The sequence below is a fragment of the Microcoleus sp. PH2017_09_SFU_O_A genome (assembly GCF_020738625.1).
GTDB lineage: Bacteria > Cyanobacteriota > Cyanobacteriia > Cyanobacteriales > Microcoleaceae > Microcoleus.
This window is the reverse complement of the sequence record NZ_JAEQCF010000046.1, coordinates 1-22,516: the sequence shown is the minus strand read 5'-3', so window position 1 is coordinate 22,516 and position 22,516 is coordinate 1. Positions and strand designations below refer to the sequence as shown.

23 protein-coding genes, 2 tRNA genes and 1 other annotated feature are annotated in these 22,516 nt (G+C 46.4%); of the genes, 11 read left to right on the top strand and 14 right to left on the bottom strand.

The annotated features are described in order from the left end of the window. Positions 1-10 precede the first annotated feature (10 nt). The gene (locus JGK16_RS17875) at positions 11-826 is read right to left on the bottom strand and encodes an inositol monophosphatase family protein (protein WP_293191591.1); all 816 of its coding nucleotides are present in this window, start codon (positions 824-826) and stop codon (positions 11-13) included. Here JGK16_RS17875 and JGK16_RS17870 point away from each other — a divergent pair. Next, a complete protein-coding gene (locus tag JGK16_RS17870; RefSeq protein ID WP_293191593.1) occupies positions 812-1,015 on the top strand; it encodes a hypothetical protein in 204 nt (67 codons plus the stop codon). The genes JGK16_RS17875 and JGK16_RS17870 overlap by 15 nt on opposite strands. Positions 1,016-1,205: 190 nt before the next feature. Here the strand turns inward: JGK16_RS17870 and JGK16_RS17865 are convergent, their stop codons facing one another. Together JGK16_RS17865 and JGK16_RS17860 are read right to left on the bottom strand one after the other, a co-directional pair. Further along, on the bottom strand, positions 1,206-1,805 hold the full coding sequence (locus tag JGK16_RS17865) for a thermonuclease family protein (protein WP_363319172.1): 600 nt from the start codon (positions 1,803-1,805) through the stop codon (positions 1,206-1,208). Positions 1,806-1,907: 102 nt separating this feature from the next. Further along, a complete protein-coding gene (locus JGK16_RS17860; protein WP_293155842.1) occupies positions 1,908-2,276 on the bottom strand; it encodes a 2Fe-2S iron-sulfur cluster-binding protein in 369 nt (122 codons plus the stop codon). A 607-nt stretch (positions 2,277-2,883) separates the two neighbouring features. On the opposite strand from JGK16_RS17860, the gene JGK16_RS17855 reads away from it, so the two are divergent. Further along, a tRNA-Ser gene (locus JGK16_RS17855) sits at positions 2,884-2,968 on the top strand. 360 nt (positions 2,969-3,328) lie between these two features. On the opposite strand, the gene JGK16_RS17850 is transcribed toward JGK16_RS17855, so the two are convergent. Next, complete coding sequence (locus JGK16_RS17850) at positions 3,329-4,126, bottom strand: pentapeptide repeat-containing protein (RefSeq protein ID WP_293185884.1); 798 nt, start codon at positions 4,124-4,126, stop codon at positions 3,329-3,331. A 200-nt stretch (positions 4,127-4,326) separates the two neighbouring features. On the opposite strand from JGK16_RS17850, the gene JGK16_RS17845 reads away from it, so the two are divergent. From JGK16_RS17845 to crtD, 6 genes are all read left to right on the top strand, one after another. Further along, positions 4,327-5,235, top strand: coding sequence for a phosphodiester glycosidase family protein (locus JGK16_RS17845; protein ID WP_293185883.1), 909 nt, complete (start codon positions 4,327-4,329; stop codon positions 5,233-5,235). Positions 5,236-5,586: 351 nt separating this feature from the next. After that, positions 5,587-8,064, top strand: coding sequence for an MASE1 domain-containing protein (locus JGK16_RS17840; protein WP_293191595.1), 2,478 nt, complete (start codon positions 5,587-5,589; stop codon positions 8,062-8,064). 15 nt (positions 8,065-8,079) lie between these two features. Next, complete coding sequence (locus JGK16_RS17835) at positions 8,080-9,369, top strand: response regulator (protein ID WP_293191598.1); 1,290 nt, start codon at positions 8,080-8,082, stop codon at positions 9,367-9,369. Positions 9,370-9,589: 220 nt separating this feature from the next. After that, entirely contained in the window at positions 9,590-9,847 is a 258-nt protein-coding gene (locus JGK16_RS17830) for a hypothetical protein (RefSeq protein ID WP_293185880.1), read from the top strand. 70 nt (positions 9,848-9,917) lie between these two features. Beyond that, positions 9,918-11,291: a ribbon-helix-helix protein, CopG family gene (locus tag JGK16_RS17825; RefSeq protein ID WP_293191600.1), complete on the top strand. Its 1,374-nt coding sequence runs from the start codon at positions 9,918-9,920 to the stop codon at positions 11,289-11,291. A 179-nt stretch (positions 11,292-11,470) separates the two neighbouring features. Continuing rightward, positions 11,471-13,060: a C-3',4' desaturase CrtD gene (gene crtD / locus JGK16_RS17820; protein WP_293191602.1), complete on the top strand. Its 1,590-nt coding sequence runs from the start codon at positions 11,471-11,473 to the stop codon at positions 13,058-13,060. Between the two features lie 206 nt (positions 13,061-13,266). On the opposite strand, the gene rplL is transcribed toward crtD, so the two are convergent. The 10 genes from rplL to rplS form a co-directional block, all read right to left on the bottom strand. Beyond that, on the bottom strand, positions 13,267-13,653 hold the full coding sequence (rplL, locus tag JGK16_RS17815) for a 50S ribosomal protein L7/L12 (protein WP_293186745.1): 387 nt from the start codon (positions 13,651-13,653) through the stop codon (positions 13,267-13,269). Positions 13,654-13,771: 118 nt separating this feature from the next. Further along, positions 13,772-14,356 (bottom strand): 50S ribosomal protein L10, encoded by a 585-nt coding sequence (gene rplJ, locus JGK16_RS17810; protein WP_293186746.1) that lies wholly within the window; start codon positions 14,354-14,356, stop codon positions 13,772-13,774. 29 nt (positions 14,357-14,385) lie between these two features. Further along, positions 14,386-14,557, bottom strand: a sequence feature (ribosomal protein L10 leader region). A gap of 109 nt (positions 14,558-14,666) precedes the next feature. Further along, on the bottom strand, positions 14,667-15,380 hold the full coding sequence (gene rplA / locus JGK16_RS17805) for a 50S ribosomal protein L1 (protein WP_293186747.1): 714 nt from the start codon (positions 15,378-15,380) through the stop codon (positions 14,667-14,669). A gap of 95 nt (positions 15,381-15,475) precedes the next feature. Further along, entirely contained in the window at positions 15,476-15,652 is a 177-nt protein-coding gene (locus JGK16_RS17800) for a hypothetical protein (protein ID WP_293186748.1), read from the bottom strand. Positions 15,653-15,672: 20 nt separating this feature from the next. Then, positions 15,673-16,098 (bottom strand): 50S ribosomal protein L11, encoded by a 426-nt coding sequence (gene rplK / locus JGK16_RS17795; protein WP_006635588.1) that lies wholly within the window; start codon positions 16,096-16,098, stop codon positions 15,673-15,675. Positions 16,099-16,101: 3 nt separating this feature from the next. Beyond that, on the bottom strand, positions 16,102-16,740 hold the full coding sequence (gene nusG / locus JGK16_RS17790; protein WP_293186749.1) for a transcription termination/antitermination protein NusG: 639 nt from the start codon (positions 16,738-16,740) through the stop codon (positions 16,102-16,104). Continuing rightward, complete coding sequence (secE, locus tag JGK16_RS17785; protein ID WP_293128199.1) at positions 16,737-16,970, bottom strand: preprotein translocase subunit SecE; 234 nt, start codon at positions 16,968-16,970, stop codon at positions 16,737-16,739. The genes nusG and secE overlap by 4 nt, the downstream gene beginning before the upstream one ends. Positions 16,971-17,122: 152 nt before the next feature. Beyond that, positions 17,123-17,332: a hypothetical protein gene (locus tag JGK16_RS17780; RefSeq protein WP_293186750.1), complete on the bottom strand. Its 210-nt coding sequence runs from the start codon at positions 17,330-17,332 to the stop codon at positions 17,123-17,125. Next, a tRNA-Trp gene (locus JGK16_RS17775) sits at positions 17,303-17,375 on the bottom strand. Before JGK16_RS17775 ends, JGK16_RS17780 begins: the two co-directional genes overlap by 30 nt. A 134-nt stretch (positions 17,376-17,509) precedes the next feature. Beyond that, entirely contained in the window at positions 17,510-17,896 is a 387-nt protein-coding gene (rplS, locus tag JGK16_RS17770) for a 50S ribosomal protein L19 (protein ID WP_293186751.1), read from the bottom strand. 67 nt (positions 17,897-17,963) lie between these two features. Here rplS and JGK16_RS17765 point away from each other — a divergent pair, with 67 nt between their 5' ends. The 3 genes from JGK16_RS17765 (at position 17,964) to JGK16_RS17755 (ending at position 22,424) form a co-directional block, all read left to right on the top strand. Continuing rightward, positions 17,964-19,376, top strand: a complete 1,413-nt coding sequence (locus JGK16_RS17765) for an inorganic phosphate transporter (RefSeq protein WP_293191604.1) — start codon at positions 17,964-17,966, stop codon at positions 19,374-19,376. A gap of 1,046 nt (positions 19,377-20,422) precedes the next feature. Then, positions 20,423-22,186: a DMT family transporter gene (locus JGK16_RS17760; protein WP_293191606.1), complete on the top strand. Its 1,764-nt coding sequence runs from the start codon at positions 20,423-20,425 to the stop codon at positions 22,184-22,186. 49 nt (positions 22,187-22,235) lie between these two features. After that, on the top strand, positions 22,236-22,424 hold the full coding sequence (locus JGK16_RS17755; protein ID WP_293191608.1) for a hypothetical protein: 189 nt from the start codon (positions 22,236-22,238) through the stop codon (positions 22,422-22,424). The last annotated feature ends 92 nt before the right edge of the window (positions 22,425-22,516 follow it).

Here is a 22,516-nt window from a genome sequence, read left to right as displayed (position 1 = left end):
TGTCGAAGCGCTACCTCCAGGAAGATAAGGGCGGAACTGAAAGCAATGCACCGCTGAGTTCGGCGTGTATTTTGCCGTTTGTCGCCAAAACCCGACCCGAGCTCATCTCAAAGGCACCGCCGTCATAGGCTGTAACTTGACCTCCGGCTTCAGAAACGATGAGTACACCGGCTGCTACATCCCAAGGGGAGAGTCCCCGTTCCCAGTATCCGTCTAATCGCCCGCAGGCTGTATGTGCGAGGTCTAGGGCTGCGGAACCGCTGCGCCGCACGCCTTGGGTGAGGTGGGTGAGGTGACAGAATTCGGCATAGTTATTGTCTGCTGTTTCGCGCCGATCGTATGCAAAGCCGGTAACTAGCAAGCTGGTTCTCAATTCTAAACTTTGCGAAACGGCGATCGGCTTACGGTTGCAAGTTGCGCCCAATCCTTTACCAGCTCGAAACAATTCGTTATGTAAAGGGTCGTAAATTACGCCAATTTGTGGTATGCCGTCGATTAAAAGTCCGATCGACACAGCGTAAAAAGGATATTGGTGAGCGTAATTAGTTGTACCGTCCAAAGGGTCGATCGCCCACAGGTATTTGCTAGTTGCATCCCCTAATTTGCCCGATTCTTCAGCGAGGATGGCGTGTTCGGGTACGAAGCGGCCCAGAATTTCTAAGATGACGGCTTCAGAGGCTTTGTCGGCTTCTGTGACTAAATCGCCCGATCGGCCTTTTTCTTGAACATTTTCTAATTTGCCACAGAAAGATTGCAGTACCGAACCAGCGGCGAGGGCTGCTTCGGTGGCTATTTCAAGGAAGTTTTGTAGTTGATTATCTGTCATTGGGAATTGGGAATTGGGAATTGGGAATTGGGAATTGCGAATTGGGAATTGCGAATTGGGAATTGCGAATTGCGAATTGGGAATTGCGAATTGCGAATTGCGAATTGGGAATTGGGAATTGGGAATTGGGAATTGGGAATTGCGAATTGGGAATGGGCAAAACAGGGAATTGGTAATTGCTTCCAATGATTGCCAACGAGAGCATCTCACTTTTGCAAAAAAGCAATTTATTGACAGTGCGAGCGTCCCCGCTCGCGTATTGTACAATACGCGAGCGGGGACGCTCGCACTATAAAATCAAAACAGAGATGCTCCCCTGTCAACTGTCAACTGTCAACTGTCAACTGTCAACTGCCAATTGCCAACTGTCAACTGCCAACTATTTCTGATTTTGTTGTCGGAATTCTGCGGGAGTTTGGCGCAAAGCTCGTTCTGGATTCCACAGGCCTTTACCCATGACTCTCGCCCATTCTTGAGCGTTGGCGAGTCGCTGTTGATATTTGGTATTGCGCGATCGCACCGAGGCCAAAACATAACCTTCTTTGACTAGCAGTTCGTTGAGCAAAATTTTATCTTGCCACAAATAGGCTAATTTGCGATCGAACTGGTCTTTCTGTTCGATGTCCGATTCTAGCAATACCTCTTTCCCCCCAATTAGCTGTTCTAATCTTTGTTTCGCTGCTTCTCCCCAAGGCTGCTGTTTTAAATCGGGTGCATCAATCCCAATCAGCCTGATTTGCTCTAATAAGGCAATTTTGTCGGCTGTACTGATAACTTCGATTGTTTGGCCGCTGATAGCCCTTTCTACTTTGGCGATCGTACCTTGGGGCATTTCTGGTTTTTCGCAGCTAGCTAACAACACGCAAAGGGCGATCGCAAATAACCGATAAAGCAGCATTGGGAATAGGGAATGGGGAATGGGGCATTGGGAATTGGGAATTGGGAATGGGGAATTGGGAATTGGGAAGCTATTTTGCATTTAAATTGTGTATCAAAAATCAATTAAACTCTTTTGTGGGGTGGGCTTCTAGCCCGCCCCCAACAAGCAATTCAAAGGCGCAACAGCTTACCAAATTTGCTCTCATTCTTCATCCAACGGCAAACCGACTTTCACTTTACCCTTACCGAAATAGCGGCCGAATTGCAATTCGTACACTTCATCTTCGTCTTGCGTCTCTACCTCAATATTGGAACGCGGATAGCAGACGCACAGCAGCGCATAACCCTCTTTTTGCAGTTCCACAGAAAGTCCCATTGCTTCAGGCTGGTGCAGTTGTCCCGACTTGACGCGCACCGCACAGGCTGTACAAGCGCCGTTACGGCACGAAAACGGCAATTCCACGCCTTGATTTTCAGCACTTTGCAGGATGTACCTGTCTTCGGGTACTCGCACAGTGTGGCGATCGCCCGTTTGTCTGTTATGAATTTTAATTGTGTAGGAGCGAGTCATCAAAATTATGGGTAGAAACCCCGTCCTAAAAGGACGGCTTTGCGTTTTTGAATTTACTATCGCCTTGGGATTGGTTGACTTGGTGTACTTTTGTATTGCACTTTGGGCGGGACAATTACCGCTTCAAATTTTCCAATCCTGTACGCATAGTAATTCGCTCAATTGAGCCTCCCTTTCGGGGTAATGTTAGCTTCGCCAATGTTTTTAGAGCTTGTTCGGCTAGTGGCACTGTTTCAGTGACCTTAAAACTGTTTAACCACTAGCGACAGAGCAAGAGACTAGCTTCGCATCTCGAGGTGTCGTGGCTCAAAAAACGTAGTCAGTTAAGACTTAGGCTGGTCAGAACGGCTTGTTTGATTTCTCTTCCAAGCCTCATGCCGTCGCGGCTGAGGTTCCTAACAGGGATTTTAGATTTTAGATTTTAGATTGGACTTGGGGGACAAAATCCTTGATATGAATGCGTTTGAGACATAGGATAGGATAATTTTACTCGCCCGTTTGACACCCTACCCACATTAAACAACAAATTTATGCCGTTACCCCTTCCCAAATCAGATTTGTTCTGCTAAGATAGTTTAGCTGTGGCTGAATGAATTCATTTAGCCCTGGAGAGGTGGCCGAGCGGTTGAAGGCGCACGCCTGGAAAGTGTGTTTAGGGCAACTTAACGAGGGTTCGAATCCCTCCCTCTCCGTTACACAGGCTGTTTAGGCAAAAACAACAGCTTGCAAAAAATATCTTGTATGAGATAAATATTTCAATTCGATCGCCCCTGAGTTTTTTTGATAAAAGCCTGGGGCGATTGCTTTTATATTTCTGAGTGTAAATCAGAATCTATTTGAGTATTTTAGGTGCAAGCTACAAGCCCTCCCCGCCAGCAAGTTAAGTATTTGTGGAACGGGCTTCTAGCCCGTTGCTAACTAAAATCAAGTATTTGTGGAACGGGCTTCTAGCCCGTTGCTAACTAAAATAAAATAGCTGTGGAACGGGCTTCTAGCCCGGTGCTAACTAAAATAAAATAGCTGTGGAACGGGCTTCTAGCCCGGTGCTAAAATTAGTGCAAAATATCAGTGCGATCGAACTTAGCACCGCTGAGATTTGCCCCTGTAAACGAAGTACCCTCAGCATTTGCAATCTCTCGAACAATAGCAGAGAAAGAGACAAAGGAAAACCAAAAATACAGCAGCGGCAGCAAGGCGAAACACGTACCCAAAAACAGTTTCTGAGTGCTCAGAAAAGCGCTAGCCGTTGCAGAAAACAAAAAAGCTCCTCCGTAAGTTGCAACACTTCGGGCAGCTACGATCGCAATTTTAGCAAATTGATGCCGCATCCGGGAACTCACAAAAAACATTAACACACCGCCGATCGCCATTCCAGCAAGAGCAGCCTGAGAATTATTCTTAGTTGCAGTCCCAGCATAGAAAAATCCCAACAAAGCCCCTGATAGAATAGCAGAAATTGTTCCCGCCAATCTACCCACTTTTGACGTTGGTGGCTGTGTGCGGGCGATCGCCCCAGCGATACCAGCAGCGCCCAAAACCCCGTACAGCAACAGCACAAAAGGCCAACTGCGAGAACCCGGTACCTGTCCTTGGGTTCCCAAAATCAGTCTAGTCAGAACATCGCCCACAATCACACAAATCGCGATCGCCCCAGCACTCAAAACAGCAAACTGTCGCCCCGAAAGCCCGATTTTGGCACCAATAAAATTCGCCCCTTCCAACTGAGCATTTCTGAAATTGCAGCCACGAACATCCGCACCCCCGAAATCAGCACCGTTAAGAACTTGTCCCCGGAACGATCGATTACACAAAACTTGATTGCTAAAATTATTGACATCCGAATAATTCATACTTCCCTACTCTTCCCTCTCTTAGGAATGAGAATTAAATAACTTACAATTGGATGGTTCGTGGGATGGGCGTCCCGTCCCGGAAAGACGGGCGGGACGCCCATCCCACTTTCAAGAGTGTAAATTATTTAATTTGCGATCCTTATCTTCCTTCGCATCCTTTGCGTCTTCGCGGTTCGTTAAAAAATCTCCGTCACAAAATGAAACTAACCAATCCGCTCAAAATCAAACAAATCTCTCATATTATCGGTTTCGGAATCTTGCTCGCACCAATACTAATCTATAACATTCCCTACTTTTCGCGTCCAGCACAAACAAACGAAGTGCGATCGCTATTTCAAGGAATCGCCTACCGACGGGAATTTCGCTCAAATCCGCGTCCCGCCATCATTCACACTGTTAGCATCGACCTCAAAGCGCCAGGAATTGGAATTTTTGTCACACCCGGAACCGCCACACCCGATTTAACCGAAACCAACGCCCGCATCGCTACTGAATTCCTCAAAGAATTTAAATTGCAATTAGCAGTCAACGCCAATTTCTTTTATCCCTGCGTTGAGGAAGCACCTTGGAATTATTATCCCCGCAGTGGCGATCGAGTAAATAACGTCGGACACGCCATTTCCAAAGGCCAAGCTTACTCTCAACCAGAATCACACTTTCCCGCCCTTTGTTTTGACACCAACAACCGCGCCCAAATAATCGAAAACGGCACTTGTCCTCAGGGAACAGCCTATGGAGTTGCGGGAGATACTGTACTGGTGAAAAATGGCAAAGCCCTAGCACAAAGCCCGGAAAAAAGCAAGGATGATAAACCTTATCCGCGAACAGTTGTGGCGATCGATAAAACAGGCGAAAAATTGTGGTTCATTCTCGCAGACGGCAAGCAGAGGATGTACAGTGAAGGGCTGAAGTTGAGCGAAATAACAGAGATTTCGATGCAGTTAGGAGCCGATACAGTCCTAAATTTGGATGGCGGCGGATCGGTAACTTTGGCAGTAGCATCGCCCTCAGGAGCAAAACTGTTGAATGCTCCGATTCAGAACAAAATTCCCATGCAGCAGCGTCCAATTTCCAATCATTTAGGGTTTTACGCGCGGGAAAATTAGGGTTGCAAACAGCCGCGCAGGAACTTGGTAGCATCAACAGATGTTGGTTCGGATGAGTGAAATTGTTACAAATCTTCATCGGCGAGATAACGGCCTGCATCGTCAGCAGCCTGAATGAGTTAGATTTCGGCGCGAGAGTGCGAATTTTCCCAGGCTGCTAAGCTGACTATTCGGGCTTTCGGGATTAATTCTTTGGCTTTTTCGCTTAATTGTAGAGTCATACACAAATGGGTAGTCGCTAATGACAGAAAGATGGCTGATTAGAATTGTACGATAATTGCGATCGGCATCACTGCCAATCAACATAAATCTGGACTAGCTTAATTGAATATTGTTTAAATTTTGACTTTAATGCAAAAATTACTAGGACAGCGACAACAAAAAAAGACACCCAAGAGCAAGTTTCAATTTGTGCAGGATAAAAATATACTCATAGCATCATTAATAATTCCTGCGATACACTTCGGTCTTTGCAAAATATACCTATTAATCTCATCCGAGAATGGAACAGTAGCAATTTGGCCGTCAGCAGGTCTTTTTTTGGCAGCTTTCCTCCTGCTGGATTGGCGGATTTTACCTGTTCTATTTATCAGCGATTTGATGGTAAAATATATGATGTTTTTCCCACAAGACTTGCTGGTAAGTAGTTTAACTGCTTTTGGGAATATCGTCGATCTGCTAGTAGCAAGTTTTCTAATTAATCGCTTCGTAAAATACCGAAATTTACTAGATAGATCCCAGGATGTTTTCAGATTTTTTGTGCTGCAATTACCCAGCCCTATCGTCAACAGCACTCTCGCGGCTACCGTACTGTGCGTGCAAGGCATTAGCCCCTGGAGTGCTTACCCAGAAGTTTGGCGGAGTTGGTTTACCTCAATCATTGCTGGTACGCTGATTGTGACGCCAGCAATTTTGACCTGGGCTCAGCAACCCAGGCAGTCCGAAAAACTCCGGCCTCCGCAGATTGCAGAATTTGGACTTTTGCTACTGTTGCTGGTTGTCATCAGCAAAATCGCCTTTTGGCAACAGTATCCCCTCGAATACATGATGATTCCGCTGCTGATTTGGTCGGCATTTCGATTCACATCGCGGGAATCGACTTTGCTGGTGGTGATTGTTTCGGCGATCGCAGTTTTTGGAACATCCCACGGTTTGGGTTCCTTTGTCAGATCTTCCCTCAACGAATCGCTGTTTCTGCTGCAATCTTTTATCGGTGTTGTAGCCGTTACCACCTTTGTTTTATCTGCGGTAATTAACGAAAATAAACAAGCAGCAGCCAAGCTCAAAAAACTGAATAATGAGTTAGAACAGCGAGTAGAAGAACGCACAGCTCAACTACAAGAAGCCAAAGAAGTGGCTGACGCGGCCAACCAATCGAAAAGCGACTTTCTCGCCAATATGAGCCACGAACTCCGCACTCCCCTCAACGGGATTTTGGGCTACGCTCAAATCATGAACCGTTCCCAATCTTGGGGAGAAAAAGAGCGTAATGGCGTGAACATTATTTACCAGTGTGGCTCCCATCTTTTGACACTGATTAATGATATTCTCGATCTCTCCAAAATTGAAGCAGGCAAATTAGATTTGCATCCGAAAGTTTTTCATTTTCCCTCTTTCTTGCAAAGCATTGTTGAGATTGTTCGCATCCGCACCGAACAAAAACAAATTGATTTGATTTATCTCCCAGATGCTGAACTTCCCCAAGGCGTAGAAGCCGATGAAAAACGCTTGCGTCAGGTGTTAATTAATTTACTGGGAAATGCCGTCAAATTTACAGATAAAGGCAGCGTAACTTTCAAGATAGAAGTAATAAAACCCGAGTTTTTATCACCTGCGGAATCTGCAATCGAAAATCCCAAATCCCAAATTCAACATCGACTGATTCGCTTCCAAATAGAAGATACAGGCGTCGGCATGACTCCCGATTCTCTGTCAAAAATATTTACACCTTTTGAGCAAGTAGGAGATAGCAACCGCAAAACAGAAGGCACCGGACTCGGACTGGCAATTAGCACCGAGATTGTCAATTTAATGAACAGTAAAATTGAAGTTTATAGTGATTTTGGCAGCGGCAGCACCTTCGCTTTTACTGTCAATTTTCCCTTAGCTGCTGACTGGGCAAATGCAGCCGCAGCCGCTACTGGGAAGAAGATTGTGGGCTATCATGGAACTCAGAAAACAATTCTGATCGTCGATGACAACTGGCAGAACCGTTCCGTGATTGTTTGCCTCCTGGAACCAATTGGTTTTGCAGTAGTCGAAGCTGAAAATGGCGAGGATGGCTTAGCAAAAGCAGCTCAAATAAAACCGGATTTAATCATCGCTGATTTGTGGATGCCTGTGATGGACGGCTTTGAAATGCTGCGGCTGTTGCGGAGTTCAGAAGCATTAAAAAACGTGCCTGCTGTCGTCTCGTCTGCTTCTGTCTATGAAATGGACATCCAAAAAAGTTTGGATGCTGGGGGCGATGATTTTCTGCCGAAGCCGGTGCAAATTGAGGAATTATTTTCGATCGTGCAAAAGCATTTGCAAATTGAATGGAAGTATCAGGAGACAGCCTCAATTGAATCTGCTGGCGAACAATTAGCACCAAAACCTATATTTAATTCACCTCAGGCAACTTTAGCCATGACAATTCCTGCACCGGAAGAATTAGCTTTGTTGCTGAAATTAGCCCAGCAGGGTCGCTTGAAAAAACTTACTGAAGAAGTTAAGCGCATCGAACAACTCGACAAGAGTTATACTCAATTTATGCAGCCAATTCTGCAATTGGCAAAGAGCTTTCAATCGGACAAAATTGAAGATTTTCTCAACCAGCATATCAACTAACAGGAGAAAATATTTATGTCAGAAGCTGAGTTAATTTTAGTGGTAGATGATACGCCCGCCAATCTGGATGTCATCTCCGAGGCGTTGACTGATGCGGGTTATGAAGTTGCGATCGCGATTGACGGCGAACGAGCTCTCAAGCAAGTTCAGTATACGCTGCCGAGTTTAATTTTACTGGATGTGATGATGCCGGGAATTAACGGGTTTGAAACCTGCCGCCGCCTCAAAGCATCCGAGGCTACCAAGGACATTCCTGTGATGTTTATGACGGCTTTGTCGGATACAGCAGATAAGATTAAAGGATTTCAACTCGGTGCGGTTGATTATATCACTAAACCTTTTGAAGAAATGGAGGTATTGGCGCGTGTCAACACTCACATAAAACTTCGCAATCTCAATAAAGAATTAGAACAGCGAGTAGCCGATCGCACGGCGGAACTAACTGCTGCTTTGATACAAGTTAAGCAATCGCAGCTTCAGTTAATTCAGAGCGAAAAAATGTCGGCTTTGGGCAATTTAGTCGCTGGTGTCGCTCACGAAATCAACAATCCAGTGGGTTTTATTTATGGCAATATCAAGGAGTTAAATTTGGCGATCAAAGATATCTTTCGCCACTTGCGGCTTTATCAGCAAGAATGTCCAAATCCGGGTAAAGATATTGAAATCCACGCCGCAGACATTGATTTAGAATATGTGTTGAAAGATACAGCAAAGATGTTATCGTCAATGGAAGTGGGATGCGATCGCCTTCGCAACATCAGCACTTCCCTGCGAACCTTCTCCCGCGCCGATACGGCTGTGAAAGTCTCGGCTAACATCTGCGATGGGATTGACAGCACGCTGATGATTTTGCAGCACCGCCTGAAAGCTCAAGATACTCGTCCCGAAATTCAAGTTATCAAAAAATATGGAGAGATTCCCCCGATAAAATGCTATTTGGGACAACTAAATCAGGTATTTATGAATGTGATTTCAAATGCGATCGATGCTGTGAATGAGTGCAGTTACGGACGCAATTTTGCGGAAATTGCAGTGGCTTGTAATACAATTATTATTACTACAGAATTAACTCAAGACAGAGAAAGGGTGGTAATAAAAATTAAAGATAATGGTAAGGGTATTTCAGAGGATGTAAAATCACACATTTTTGACCATTTGTTCACTACAAAATTAGTCGGGGAAGGGACGGGGTTGGGTTTGTCGATTAGTCGCCAGATAGTGGAAGAAATACACGGCGGTAGCTTGACTTGCTCTTCGGTGTTGGGTGAGGGGGCTCAATTTGCGATCGCACTGCCGATCGATTAATGCGATAATTTTAGAACGATCCCCCGCAGCCATTTGATTGTTCTTGATGTGCAGCCTGCTTTGTAAAACTTACTCAAACTTAACTAAATCGGTCGATCGCACAATTTTTACAAGCTCATCAACCGTACCTCTCTTGGGGTGGCGATTTGACCGAGGAAGCCCAGCAGTTTTTCCCGCGTCGGCGTTGCTGTGGAGTCGCCCTTAGGAAACAACGGAAGTTGTGAAGACTGGCGTTTTCGTAACCTTGAAAGACTATCTGGCTGCTGAGTTGGATTTGGTCGATCGCGCCCAAGCCGTGACAGGTAGCTCAAATTTAGATAGTATTTTACAAGCTCAACTGTGCTATCTGCGGTATCGTGCCGAAAAAAAACCGGGCCGGGGAATGTTGAAGCGGTTCTGCGGCGAGGAATCGACTAAGCGAGTATATTCACAGTTTTTTGTTAGATTGGGAACAGAAGCTGCCACAATTGGTATGTAACAAAAATTGATTTTAATAGAAACTTCAGCCACTATACTAATAAGTGTAGGTTGGCATGAGGAAAATGCCAATGGTCAAAAAAAATCGCAATGTAGTTAGTTCAAATCCAGAAAGCAAAGTCAAAGTCGGACTTTCGCTGACTCCTTCTAGTGCCGATCGATTGAACGCGATCGCTCGAAAGCTGGGAATATCAAGGTCAGAACTCCTAGAACGCTTGGCAAAAGGCGCTCTGGATATTTCTAAAGACAAGAGTCAAGTTAGTGTCACTTGGAAAAAAGGTGAAGAAACTGCGGTCGATACCGCTGAGTTGGAAGGGGAAACAGCCGAAGAAAGCGACATTAATGACGCTATAACGGCAGAAACCCTATTGGACTCGGTAAGCGTACAGTCAAATCCCCTCGAAGCAAGTTACGAATCTTTACAGCAGCAGTTGAGCGAAGGCGAAAGTGCGATCGCCGAATTGCAGCAGCAATTAGCTGACAAGCAAAATCTCGAAGCTCAATTGCAGGAAACTGTATCGAAGTCAAGTTACGAATCTTTACAGCAGCAGTTGAGCGAAGGCGAAAGTGCGATCGCCGAATTGCAGCAGCAATTAGCTGACAAGCAAACTCTCGAAGCTCAATTGCAGGAAACTGTATCGAAGTCAAGTTACGAATCTTTGCAGCATCAATTCGCCGAAAAAGAACATTTGGCTAACGAATTGCAGCAGCAACTAGCCTCCAAGTCGAGCGATTTGGAATCTTTGCAGCATCAATTGGGCGAAAAAGAACATTGGGCTAACGAATTGCAGCAGCAACTAGCCTCCAAGTCGAGCGATTTGGAATCTTTGCAGCATCAATTGGGCGAAAAAGAACATTGGGCTAACGGATTGCAGCAGCAACTAGCCTCCAAGTCGAGCGATTTGGAATCTTTGCAGCATCAATTCGCCGAAAAAGAACATTGCGCCAACGAATTGCAGCAGCAACTAGCCTCCAAATCGAGCGATTTGGAATCTTTGCAGCATCAATTGGGCGAAAAAGAACATTGGGCTAACGAATTGCAGCAGCAACTAGCCTCCAAATCTAGCGATTTGGAATCTTTGCAGCATCAATTGGGCGAAAAAGAAAGTGCGATCGCATCTTTACAGCAGCAATTCGCTACCGAAAAGCAAAATCTCGAAAGCCAATTGCAGGAAACTGTATCGAAGTCAAGTTACGAAGCTTTGCAGCAGGAGTTAGCAGAAAAGTCAAGTGCGATCGGCAACTTGCAAGTTCAACTCACCGAGTTCCACTCTCTAAAAGATCAATTAAGCCAAAGTGCTGCGAAACAGCTAAATTACGAGGCTTTGCAGCAAGAGTCTCAAGAACAGCTAAAAACAATCAAAGCTTTACGGGAACAGCTAGTTCAAATGCAAGCTGTGGCTGGGATTGGCGAAGCTTATCTCAACAAGTGGCGCCGTCCCTGATTTTCTCATCAGCACGCCACAGTCTAACGTTTCGGGTGCGCCCGGAGCACTTTACCCCTAAAACGTCCTCTAAACTCGGCCTCCTTCCTCTTGTAGCGATAGATTTGAACCTGTCGCTACAAGAGCTTTTTATGGCCAAATATGACCATAATATTAAGAAATATTACAATAAATAAATTATGATGACCGATCGCACCCCTCAAAGCAAATCCAGTCCCGCAGACAGCAAGGGCCGCGTCACGGTAATTGGGGCCGGCATCGGCGGGCTGACAGCAGCAGCCTTGCTCGCCCATAGAGGATACAAAGTATTAGTCTTAGATCAGGCGATCGTCCCCGGAGGATGCGCTTCCACCTTCAAACGCAAAGGCTTTACCTTCGATGTCGGCGCCACGCAGGTTGCAGGCTTGGAACCCGGAGGCATTCACCACCGAATTTTCTCAGAATTAAACATCGAACTTCCCCCCGCCACACCCTGCGATCCCGCTTGTGCGGTATTTTTGCCGGGAGAAACGACACCGATTAGCGTGTGGCGAGATCCGCAAAAATGGCAGTCAGAAAGACAAAAACAATTCCCCGGAAGCGAACCTTTTTGGCAATTATTATCTACATTGTTCCAAGCTAGCTGGAAATTTCAAGGGCGCGATCCAGTTTTACCGCCCAGAAACTTCTGGGATTTCTGGCAATTAATTCAAGCAGTTCGCCCCGATACTTTAATTACTTTGCCTTTCACTTTTATGACGGTGGGAGATGCTTTGCGCTTGTGCGGTTTGGGCGACAATTTGCGCTTGAGAACTTTTCTGGATTTGCAGTTAAAATTGTATTCCCAAGTTGATACCGAAGAAACGGCGCTGCTGTACGCGGCGACGGCTTTAGGAGTTTCCCAAGAGCCGCAGGGATTGTATCATTTACAAGGAAGTATGCAGGTGTTGAGCGATCGCCTGGTAAGTGCGATCGAGCTTTACGGCGGCAAAGTTTTGTTGCGGCATACAGTCGAAAGTATTGTCACCACTAACGGCAAAGCCACGGGCACAGTGATTCGCAATCAAAAAACAGGCGAAGTTTGGACAGAAATTTGCGATCGCATTGTTGCCAACGTCACCGCGCAAAATCTAGTAAAATTGATGTCAAGCGAGCCTGTTTTAGAAACTTTAACAGATAATTCCGAAACAACAAACCAACTGCCAAATCAAATGGCAGGCTACAAACATCGAGTTGATAAATTGCCGCCCGCATCCGGCGCATTTGTGATATATTTGGGAGTGCATGAAAGCGCAATTCCGGCAAATTGTCCGCCGCATCTTCAGTTTCTCTACGACTACGACGGCGAGATTGGTGAGAATAATTCGTTATTTGTTTCCGTCAGTCATGCGGGCGATGGCCGAGCACCGCAGGGAATGGCGACAATTATTGCTTCGTCTTTTACTGATACTCGAATGTGGTGGAATTCCGCTGATTATGAAGGATTGAAGCAAAAATACGCTGAAGGTGCGATCGCCCGTTTGAGCGAATATTTCAATTTGACACCCGAAAAAATTGTACATCAAGAATCAGCAACACCTCGCACCTTTGCCCGCTACACAGCGAGAGATAAAGGCGTTGTCGGCGGCATCGGCCAGCGAATACCAACCTTCGGCCCTTTCGGATTTGCCAACCGCACGCCAATTAAAAACCTCTGGTTAGTCGGCGACTCCACCCATCCCGGAGAAGGAACCGCCGGTGTTTCCTATTCTGCTTTAACTGTCGTGCGGCAGATGGAGGCGGAGTTTTGATCGCAGATCAGAGGGCGGTTGAAACCGCGTCTACACGAACGAAGATCAGATCAGAGGGCGGTTGAAACCGCGTCTACAAAAACAATGTCCGCCTCCGCGGACTCAAGAAAAAGACGGCGGTTCAAACCGCCGAATCTTGAACCCGCGGAGGCGGGTTTTGTCTGTATAGACGCGGTTTCAACCGCCGAGTTTTCTAGACTCTATGACTACTTGATAGAAATCTTTGCGCCCACAGCTTCAAGCTGCTTCTTCAATTCTTCAGCAGCTTCCTTAGCAATAGCTTCCTTAACTGCCTTAGGTGCGGCTTCTACCAAGTCTTTCGCTTCCTTCAGACCCAAACCGGTAATTGCGCGGACTTCCTTCAGAATTGCGATTTTCTTGTCAGCAGGAACTTCTTCCAACATGACAGTAAACTCAGTTTGTACTTCTACTTCTTCAGCAGCAGCAGCAGGGCCGCCCATCATCATCATGCCGCCTACAGGAGCAGCAGCGCTAACGCCAAAAGCTTCTTCAATTTGCTTGACCAATTCAGAAGCTTCGAGCAAGCTCAGAGTCTTCAGTTTTTCTAAGATTTCGTCGGTTGCAGTAGACATTTTTTGAACTCCTAGTTCGATTTGATTAATTGTCAGTTGTCAGTTGTCAGTTGTCAGTTGTGATTTTCTAGTTCGAGATTTCTCAATTCAAAACTCACAATTCAAAACTCAAAACTATCTAAGCAGATACGCTTTCTGCTTCTGCTGGTGCTTCTGCTTCTGCTGGTGCTTCTGCTGCATCGCCGTCTTTTTCAGCATAAGCTTTGAGACCGCGTGCGATCGAAGTAGGAACTTGATTGATACCCACAGCCAACTTGGTTGCGACACCGTTGATAGCGCCAGCAATTTGAGCCATGAGTTGTTCCTTCGACGGCAGATCCGCTAATGCCTTAACATCATCTTGTTTCAGCACCCGTCCTTCCATCACGCCGCCGCGAACTTCAGTCTTCTTGGAAGCTTTTTGGAATTCTTGGTAAGCCTTAATCGCGCCGCCAATATCTTCTTGCACGAACATAAACGCCGACGTACCTGTCAGCAATTCCTGTATCGGCTGCCATGTTTCATTGCCTTCAACAGCAATTCGCATTAGCGTGTTTTTTGCCACTTGGCAACTGCTGCCTTTGGGACGCAAACGCCGCCGCAAATCTGTGATTTCAGCAACAGTTAAGCCTTTGTAGTCGATCGCGATTACCAGTTGAGATTCGCTCAAGGTTTGCTTGAGGTCTGCAATAATCTCATTTTTTACTGCTAAACTTTTGCCCATACTAATTTCACCTCCTTTTAGGATCTCAAACTGCCAATCAAAAACCCCAACCTTATAGCCGGGGCAGAGAATTAAAAATTAAGAATTAGGAATTAAAAGATAGAACTTTTTAATTGATTTTCTTGAGTTTTTATTTCTTCAGCCTCGGCAGGAAATTAAGCACTCGGCACCTGCGGTCTTCAGCTTATTGATTTTTGATTAGGCTATCACCATCCGGCAGACATTAGCAAGGGTATGCAGCAAATCTCGTGAGAGATTTACACAGACAGCCGAAGCTGTCTTTTACTTTCTGCCTTCGGCTTAATTCTTGCTAAGCAGCATCAAGTTTGGTATCGCGCAGAGCACTGATATCGACTTCGATCGATGGGCCCATAGTTGCGGATACGTACAAACTGCGCCAGTAGCGACCTTTCGCACCAGAAGGACGGTTGCGGTCAACAGTTTCTTGCAAAGCATGAAGGTTGACCAGCAAATCTTCCGCTGAGAAAGCTGCCTTGCCAAACATAACATGAACGATGCCTGTGCGATCGGCACGGAATTCTAGTTTACCACCTTTGAATTCGTCGATCGCCCGAGCAATGTCAGTCGTCACTGTGCCGCCTTTTGGAGAAGGCATCAAGCCGCGCGGGCCCAACAACCGACCCAATTTTGCCACCAACGGCATCACATCTGGAGTAGCAATCAGACAATCGAAGTCCATCATGCCCTTTTGAATTTCCTCGATCAACTCTTCAGAACCAGCAATATCTGCGCCGGCATTCAGAGCTTCTTTAACTTTTTCGCCCTTAGCAATCACCGCAATTCTGACTACTTGACCAGTTCCTTTTGGCAGCGATACAGTTGTCCGCAACTGTTGGTCAGTATATTTCGGGTCAATTCCCAAACGGATGTGAGCTTCAGCAGATTCGCCAAACTTAGCGGTTGCTGTTTCTTTCAAAAGTTGCAGAGCTTCCAGCGGTAGGTAAGGTCTCTCTTCAACTTTCTTTTGAAGTTCTTGCAATCTTCGCGATACTTTCTTTGCCATTGTTATTTTTTGGGGTTAGTAGATTTGAGATGTGAGATTTTAGATTTAAGAATTGAGCCGTTTCGGTCATTTCAAATCTAAAACATTTGCGATTCCTAGCGAAGCTTTGCTTCTCCCCCTGAATCGACTTGCGATTTCGGATTTTCGATTTTAGATTTTCGATTGAACTTATCAGCCGATCGTTGCCAATCTAAAATTTTTCCGATTCTGACGATTGATTGCTGCCAACTGCCAACTGCTTTCGGAGTCAACTGACAACTGTCAACTGTCAACTGTCAACTGTCAACTGACTTTAATCAGCGATCGCCACGCCCATGTTTTTAGCTGTTCCCGCTACAATTTTCATAGCAGCTTCAACATCATTAGCATTAAGGTCAGGCATCTTAGTTTCAGCGATTTCTCGCAACTGAGCCTGTGTGATTGTCCCTACTTGCTTGCGATTAGGTTCACCCGAACCCTTAGCAATACCAGCAGCCTTTTGAATCAAAACCGACGCCGGGGGGGTTTTGAGAATAAACGTAAAACTGCGGTCTTCAAAAACCGAAATTTCTACCGGAACCACGAGACCTGCTTGGTCTGCGGTTCTAGCATTGTACTCCTTGCAAAACATCATAATATTGACGCCGTGCTGACCCAAGGCTGGGCCGATAGGAGGAGCTGGGTTGGCTTTTCCCGCTGTAATCGCCAACTTAATTACTGCAACAACTTTCTTTGCCATTAGTTAGTTCTGTTTCTGAACCTGATTGAACTCTAATTCTACAGGCGTATCGCGCCCAAAAATCGAGAGTAAAACTTTGAGCTTGTTCCGTTCCGGGCTAACTTCAATCACATCACCTTCAAAATCCTTAAACGGCCCGGAAAGTACCACAACGTGGTCTCCTGTCGCCATCGATACTTTGACAACTGGTTCTGATTCCTGAGCGTTTCTGAAGATCCGTTCTACTTCCGAATGACTCAGAGGTAGCGGTTTGACGTGACCCCTGCCGCGCCCGTAGCGGCGTTTTTGCTCTGCCCCGACAAAATTAATTACATTCGGGGTATTTTTAATCACCTGCCACGTATCCTCGTCCATATACATACGGATGAGTACGTAGCCGGGGAAAATTTTCTCATCTGACTGGCGCCGGGAACCGTCTTTGCCGACTTTGATCGCTGGAGTTTGCGGAATTTCGACTTGAACGATACGATCGGCAACATCCAAAGTTTGAATCCGCTGATCCAAGTTTGCCTTCACGCGCTTCTCGCAGCCTGAGGCTACCTGAACAGCATACCAGCGAGCCTGAATCTCCGGCACATCTGGCGATGCTGCCTGTCCCGTCGTTTCTGTGGAATAATCAGATTCTTCTGATGCAAAAGTCATGGCCCAAACACCTTTCCTGCGCCCCAGTTAAAGAAGTTATCCACCAAATAGATCAGGCTTGCTGAGAGGATTACCATCAAAAGCACGGCCAAAGACTCGCTAATTAGCTGCTGGCGGCTCGGCCAGACCACTTTGTCGAGTTCTTCTCTAGTTTCCTTAAAAAAACCCGCAGGATCGAACCCAGGCGCAGTCATTTCTTGAGTTTCTTGAGCTTCGTCTTTTTTCGCCACGATCGAATCCCCCTTCCGATTTCAGATTTTAGATTTCAGATTTTAGATTTTGTGAGTGGCTCGCGGCTATCTGATTTTTTGACACTAACCACTTACGCCCAAGTCCAAAATCTCAAATCCAAAGCCAGCACTTTTTTACAAGCTCAACCCATCTAACGGTGTATGTGCCGATCGCCCTCAAAGGCGATCGAGAAGCAACACCGAGCATTTGTTGATGGCCTTTGTTGCGAACCGCCCACAAAAATTAATTCTACCCGAAAGTCTGCGGTTTCGGCTGTTTCCAGCCAATTATCCGGGCGCTTTCGGGCAGAATTAAAATTTTGGTGATTCAGCGCGCCCTGGAGGACTTGAACCCCCGACATCAGGTTTTGGAGACCTGCGTTCTACCAACTGAACTAAGAGCGCACAGGTGAGGTTGCTGAAATTCGCTTAACCTCTAGATTTCTATTTTAACACAGTGCGCTCGGAAATGGGAAACTTTTTTTTGAATTTTTCAATTTCCCATTTTCTGTCTCTCCAAGAGGAAGCTGGGTGCATTCCTACAGGGAGCGATCGAACCGCTGTTTGACGCGAGTAGCTTTGCCGACGCGATCGCGCAGGTAGTAAAGTTTTGCTCTACGGACTTTACCGCGGCGCATGACTTGAACAGTAGCGATGCGGGGCGAGTGAATCAAAAACACCCGTTCCACGCCGACGCCTTGAAACACGCGGCGCACAGTGATTGTTTCATTAATGCCGCCGTTACGCATGGCAATCACAGTCCCTTCGTAGGGTTGAACCCGTTCTTTCGCGCCCTCTTTAATTCTCACGCCGACGCGCACGGTGTCGCCTACGTAAATTTCTGGTAGAACTTTGCTTAGTTCTACCTTGACTCTATTTATTTCTTCCGTCTCGATCGAACGGATTATTTCTGCTGCGCCTTTCATAAAATTTTCCAAAACTCACAATCCCCTATCATATATCGAACTGCCAGTTTTATCTCAAAAAACTTCTATGTTAAATACTTCCTTGGTCGTATTTCTGCAACTCGGGGCGATCGCGATACTAGCTTTGTACGTCGCCGCCAACTTGGGGGCTAACGATGTCGCGAACTCGATGGGGACATCGGTAGGATCGAAGGCGCTCACGCTGCGGCAAGCAATAATTGTTGCAGGCATACTAGAGTTTGCTGGTGCCGTGCTGTTCGGGCAAGGAGTTTCCGAAACTCTAGCAACAGGAGTTGTGAATGCAGAAGTGTTCGCAGACAAACCGCAGGTATTTTTGATCGGGATGGTGTCAGTGCTAGCAGCTTGTGGCTTGTGGCTGCAAATTGCTACCAGTCTAGGTTTGCCAGTTTCTTCGTCTCATGCGGTGGTAGGTGCGATCGCAGGTTTTAGCTGGGTAGCAGCGGGAATTCATGCGGTTGATTGGCCGACTATCGGCAGGATTTCGTTAACTTGGGTGGCGACACCTTTTGCCAGCGGTGCTTTAGCTGCACTATTTTATAGTGGGGTGAAGCATTGGATTCTCGATCGCCCCGATCCTTTATTTCAACTGCGCGAGTGGATACCTTGGCTGAGTGCAGCGCTGCTGAGCGTATTTGGGATAATTGTATTGCCGTCTGTTGTGGATGTGGCTTTGGTGCAGACAGGCGCGATCGACTTCGCGCGCGATCGACTTGGCTGGAATCTGCCAATTCACGATATTGCGATTGCTATCGGGAGTATTGCTGCGATCGGGCTTTCCCTCAATAGCTGGAAAAAGTTAGAGAAAGAAGGTTCGGCAGCGAGCAATGTGCGGGATGTAACAGATAGAAAGAATAAGCAAGAGGAAATATTCTCCCCATCTCCCACTCTCCCCCTCTCCCCATCTCCCACTCTCCCCCTCTCCCCATCTCCCCCTCTCCCTCACTCTTCCATCGAGCAACAGATGGCGAGATTTCAAGTGTTGAGCGCTTGTTTTGTGGCATTTGCACACGGTTCCAACGACGTAGGGAATGCCGTTGCGCCTTTAGCTGCGATCGCCTACATCCAGCGCACAGGCTCCTTTCCCCTAGAAGATTTTAACGTTCCCCTGTGGATTTTAGTCCTCGGAGGCGCAGGAATCGTCATCGGTTTAGCCATTTGGGGTCAAAAAGTGATCGCTACAGTCGGGGAAAACATCATCGAACTGCAACCCAGCGGCGGATTTTGCGCGGAATTAGCCACAGCTACCACAGTATTATTAGCATCTCGCTTGGGTTTGCCGGTTTCCACATCCCACGCTTTAGTGGGTGCAGTTGTGGGAGTCGGGCTGATTAAAGGTTGGAAATCGGTACGCTGGAAAACTTTGCAGTCAATTGGTTCGGCTTGGGTGGTGACAATCCCGATCGCCGCCGGTTTGGGTGCTAGCATTTTCAGCATCGCCCAATGGATTTTAGTTAAATGAACGCGATAGGTGTGTATAGCCTTTCAAGCGAAAGATGAAGTACGACTGGGCATAGGGCATAGGGCATAGGGCATAGGCATCCGTGGGCATACCTCACTTTTTTGAGAACCGCGATAATTTCCTTCTCCAAACAATGCTTTAGCTGTCAAGCCAGCACTTCCATACAGGGCTTTCTCAACTGAATCTCAGTGCTGTTACTAAATTGTATAAAGTGTTTTACGGTGAGTATTAGTCTAGAAACCACAGGCGTTGCTGGGCAAATGATGCCGGAAAAATAAACACTTCGGCTTAGTCTGAAATATTCAGGCTTTGGCGATCGCTTTTCATTCAGTTAACAGTTGATGGTTGATGGTTGAAAAAGAAAATCAGTTGATAGTTGATAGTTGATAGTTGACAAAGGAAGTCAGAAGATTGGAGTAATGAATCGTCTGATTTTAAGCTCTTCCGATCGCGCTTGGGGCTTTAAACCAAATTCTTATCGTAAAGCAATTGTCAGAATTTTTAGATGCCAGATCTGTTGCCCTTGGAGAATGGGATGTGTTAGTTTTTTGATGAGACAGGTTGCTTTTGAGGGTGCGATCGCCTCTTCAAACTTTGGCGATCGCAAGATCGGAAATTTTAATATCAAAAATCCGGGTGCAAGAGTGTGTGAGAGACTTGGGCCCAGAAACCCGGTTTCTAGCCATTTAATGCTCAAATTATGCCTTTAGGGGTGAGGAGTCTCGGCCCTACCCTCAACTTTAGTTGTCGGGGGAAGAGGTTATCCGGCTGGCGAGGCGGGTGAGTTAGAGGCGAGAATTACCCGGAGCAATCGGTGCAGAGGTCAAGCTGTAGTATGATTTCTAATTGCACAAAGTGTTCTTGGGGCGATTAAGAGCGGGATAGCTTCGCTTCACGCAATTTTCTAACATTTCTAGCTCAGCGACTACCATAGATTCAACAGCGTCCGCAATCTTTGAGACCAACTCACTAGAACTTGCGACCTGATGCAGCCAAAATACTTAAGAACACTCTCTCGTGCAGTTTAAATTAGAGGTTATAGGCTAATGGCGAACCGGAACAGATACTCGCCAAAAGGCGACGCAGGGGATGCACAATCAGCAGAACAAGTCCTCAACTCAGTGATGCAGGAACTGGACGCTTTGCATGAAAATGTCAAAGGTCAGTTAAACCAGGACATTACTCGGCTGCAAACTGAAAAAAATCACCTGATTGAAGATATTGAAGGCCTCCGGGAGCAATATCGCAAATTGCAGTCTCAGCAAATGGAATCTCTGTCTGGGCGATACATTCAGCAGCAGCAATTGTGGCTGAAGCAGTTGGCTCAAATTTTGGCTCACAATTTGCAGGATTTGTTGGTGCAGCGGTTCAACGAACTCAGCGCTAACTCGGGCCATTCTCTCAGCAGCCCAATTCCCAGCGGCGAATTCCCCATACCCATGCCCCCTAGCAACTATGACGAACGGGCCTCGGAGTTATTGGCGGCGCTCGATGAACGGATAGATCGCAGTTTCCAGATGCTAGAACAAGATTTGAGCAGCTATGAAAGCGAGCTATCCATGCGGCTCAACAACATGAAAACCCTCGAACTCCAAGGGGAAGAACTGCTACAAAATCTCGTCAACCGCATTCGGGAAGAACTCGTAGAAGAAGAATATCTTGACAATCCTTTCGATGCTCAAGATTCCTATCCCGAGGAAGCAACTAATTCTATCCGCCCGCAAGTTTTGCCGCCAACACCTGCGGATGCGCCGCGGCAAGCCTTTCCACAGCCTTCAGCAGCGCCTGCGGCAGTCGCAACAGCCACTTCTCAAGTGCAAGCAGGTTTGATTCTGGCTTTGTCTTCGGCGGTGGTATTGTCGCTGTTTAATGTTTGTTTGAGAATTCTAATTAAAAGCAGAAATCCTCGGATGATTTTTGGCGTGTTTGAGCTTGATGGGGTGGTGACTCGGGGTTTTGGAAATTCTCTGTTGATTTTGTTGATGCGGCTGATCGTGGTGATGGCTTTGATGCCAGTATTGGCAACATTTCTGTATCCTTCTGTCTGGAAAGATCTTAAACGGTTTTTCTACTCGCGCGATCTATCTTTGTGGAGCAAGGTTTTAGGAAGCGCATTTTTTCTGTTTTTGTCTCAGGTTTTGATTTATTTGGCGATCGGCAATATTCCGGCGGGGATTGCTATTACAATTTTCTTTATTTACCCGATCGTCACCGTACTGGGTTCTTGGTTCTTGTTTGGCGCTCGTCCGAGTACGATCGGCTTTTTGGCGATGTTGGGGATTACCGCAGGTCTGATTTTAGTTGGATCGCCGAGTTTTGCTGCGCCAGCTCCTGGCGGTGGCAATGTCGAGGTAGGAGTCGCCGCTGCACTGGCTTCTGGGATTACCTTTGCAGGTTACGTATTGCTAACTCAAATGGCCGCCGGCAAACTGCACCCGATTCCTTTTAGTTTAGTTAATTTCGGCGCGATTTTTGTATTTTCGTCCCTGAGTTTGTGGGTACCGCTGTCAGAGAATCTGGCTCCGAAAATCGACCAAAATGTTTGGCCTGGTTTGATTGTGGGAGGCGTTGTTTTAGGCGTACTGACACTATTTAGCTATCTTTTGAACAATTTTGCCATCCGGTTCGCGGGGGCAGCCTTAGCGTCAGTAATTGGCACTTTGGGCCCGGCGATGACAGCACTCTTCGGGTTTATAATTATCAATGAAAAGTTGCAGCCTGTAGCAATTCTCGGCATGGCTGTGGTGACATTGAGCGTGGCTGCGATGAGTGTAGAACGCATGGTAGCTCCTCAGAAAAAGGCTACTTAAGTTCAGTTGACAGTTGATAGTTGACAAAGGAAGGAAGAGGATTGGAGTAATGAATCGTCTGATTTTAATTTCTCCCTACAAGGAAGAGCCTTTAAGCCAATTCTTTCTGGTAAAAACTGCTGTTGGTAGTGAGGACTTTAGTCCTAGGATTTTGAGGAATAAATTCCTCACTACGAACTTGTTTTATAAAGTGTTTGTAGCGGGGAATGCGAGTCATCCCATTTTGATTACTAATTAGGGCTTGCTGAAAAAGTCAGAAAACAGCATTTAGAAAGATGAGTGAATTTGAGATCGCCTCGACAATATAAGTTGTGTTAATTTTATGATGGC

Coding starts and splice junctions, on each gene's coding strand:
- JGK16_RS17875 (WP_293191591.1), bottom strand. CDS start 826: ATGACAGATAATCAACTACAAAACTTCCTTGAAATAGCCACCGAAGCA.
- JGK16_RS17865 (WP_363319172.1), bottom strand. CDS start 1,805: ATGCAAAATAGCTTCCCAATTCCCAATTCCCCATTCCCAATTCCCAAT.
- JGK16_RS17860 (WP_293155842.1), bottom strand. CDS start 2,276: ATGACTCGCTCCTACACAATTAAAATTCATAACAGACAAACGGGCGAT.
- JGK16_RS17850 (WP_293185884.1), bottom strand. CDS start 4,126: ATGAATTATTCGGATGTCAATAATTTTAGCAATCAAGTTTTGTGTAAT.
- JGK16_RS17845 (WP_293185883.1), top strand. CDS start 4,327: ATGAAACTAACCAATCCGCTCAAAATCAAACAAATCTCTCATATTATC.
- JGK16_RS17840 (WP_293191595.1), top strand. CDS start 5,587: ATGCAAAAATTACTAGGACAGCGACAACAAAAAAAGACACCCAAGAGC.
- JGK16_RS17835 (WP_293191598.1), top strand. CDS start 8,080: ATGTCAGAAGCTGAGTTAATTTTAGTGGTAGATGATACGCCCGCCAAT.
- JGK16_RS17825 (WP_293191600.1), top strand. CDS start 9,918: ATGGTCAAAAAAAATCGCAATGTAGTTAGTTCAAATCCAGAAAGCAAA.
- crtD (WP_293191602.1), top strand. CDS start 11,471: ATGATGACCGATCGCACCCCTCAAAGCAAATCCAGTCCCGCAGACAGC.
- rplL (WP_293186745.1), bottom strand. CDS start 13,653: ATGTCTACTGCAACCGACGAAATCTTAGAAAAACTGAAGACTCTGAGC.
- rplJ (WP_293186746.1), bottom strand. CDS start 14,356: ATGGGCAAAAGTTTAGCAGTAAAAAATGAGATTATTGCAGACCTCAAG.
- rplA (WP_293186747.1), bottom strand. CDS start 15,380: ATGGCAAAGAAAGTATCGCGAAGATTGCAAGAACTTCAAAAGAAAGTT.
- rplK (WP_006635588.1), bottom strand. CDS start 16,098: ATGGCAAAGAAAGTTGTTGCAGTAATTAAGTTGGCGATTACAGCGGGA.
- nusG (WP_293186749.1), bottom strand. CDS start 16,740: ATGACTTTTGCATCAGAAGAATCTGATTATTCCACAGAAACGACGGGA.
- JGK16_RS17780 (WP_293186750.1), bottom strand. CDS start 17,332: ATGTCGGGGGTTCAAGTCCTCCAGGGCGCGCTGAATCACCAAAATTTT.
- rplS (WP_293186751.1), bottom strand. CDS start 17,896: ATGAAAGGCGCAGCAGAAATAATCCGTTCGATCGAGACGGAAGAAATA.
- JGK16_RS17765 (WP_293191604.1), top strand. CDS start 17,964: ATGTTAAATACTTCCTTGGTCGTATTTCTGCAACTCGGGGCGATCGCG.
- JGK16_RS17760 (WP_293191606.1), top strand. CDS start 20,423: ATGGCGAACCGGAACAGATACTCGCCAAAAGGCGACGCAGGGGATGCA.
- JGK16_RS17755 (WP_293191608.1), top strand. CDS start 22,236: ATGAATCGTCTGATTTTAATTTCTCCCTACAAGGAAGAGCCTTTAAGC.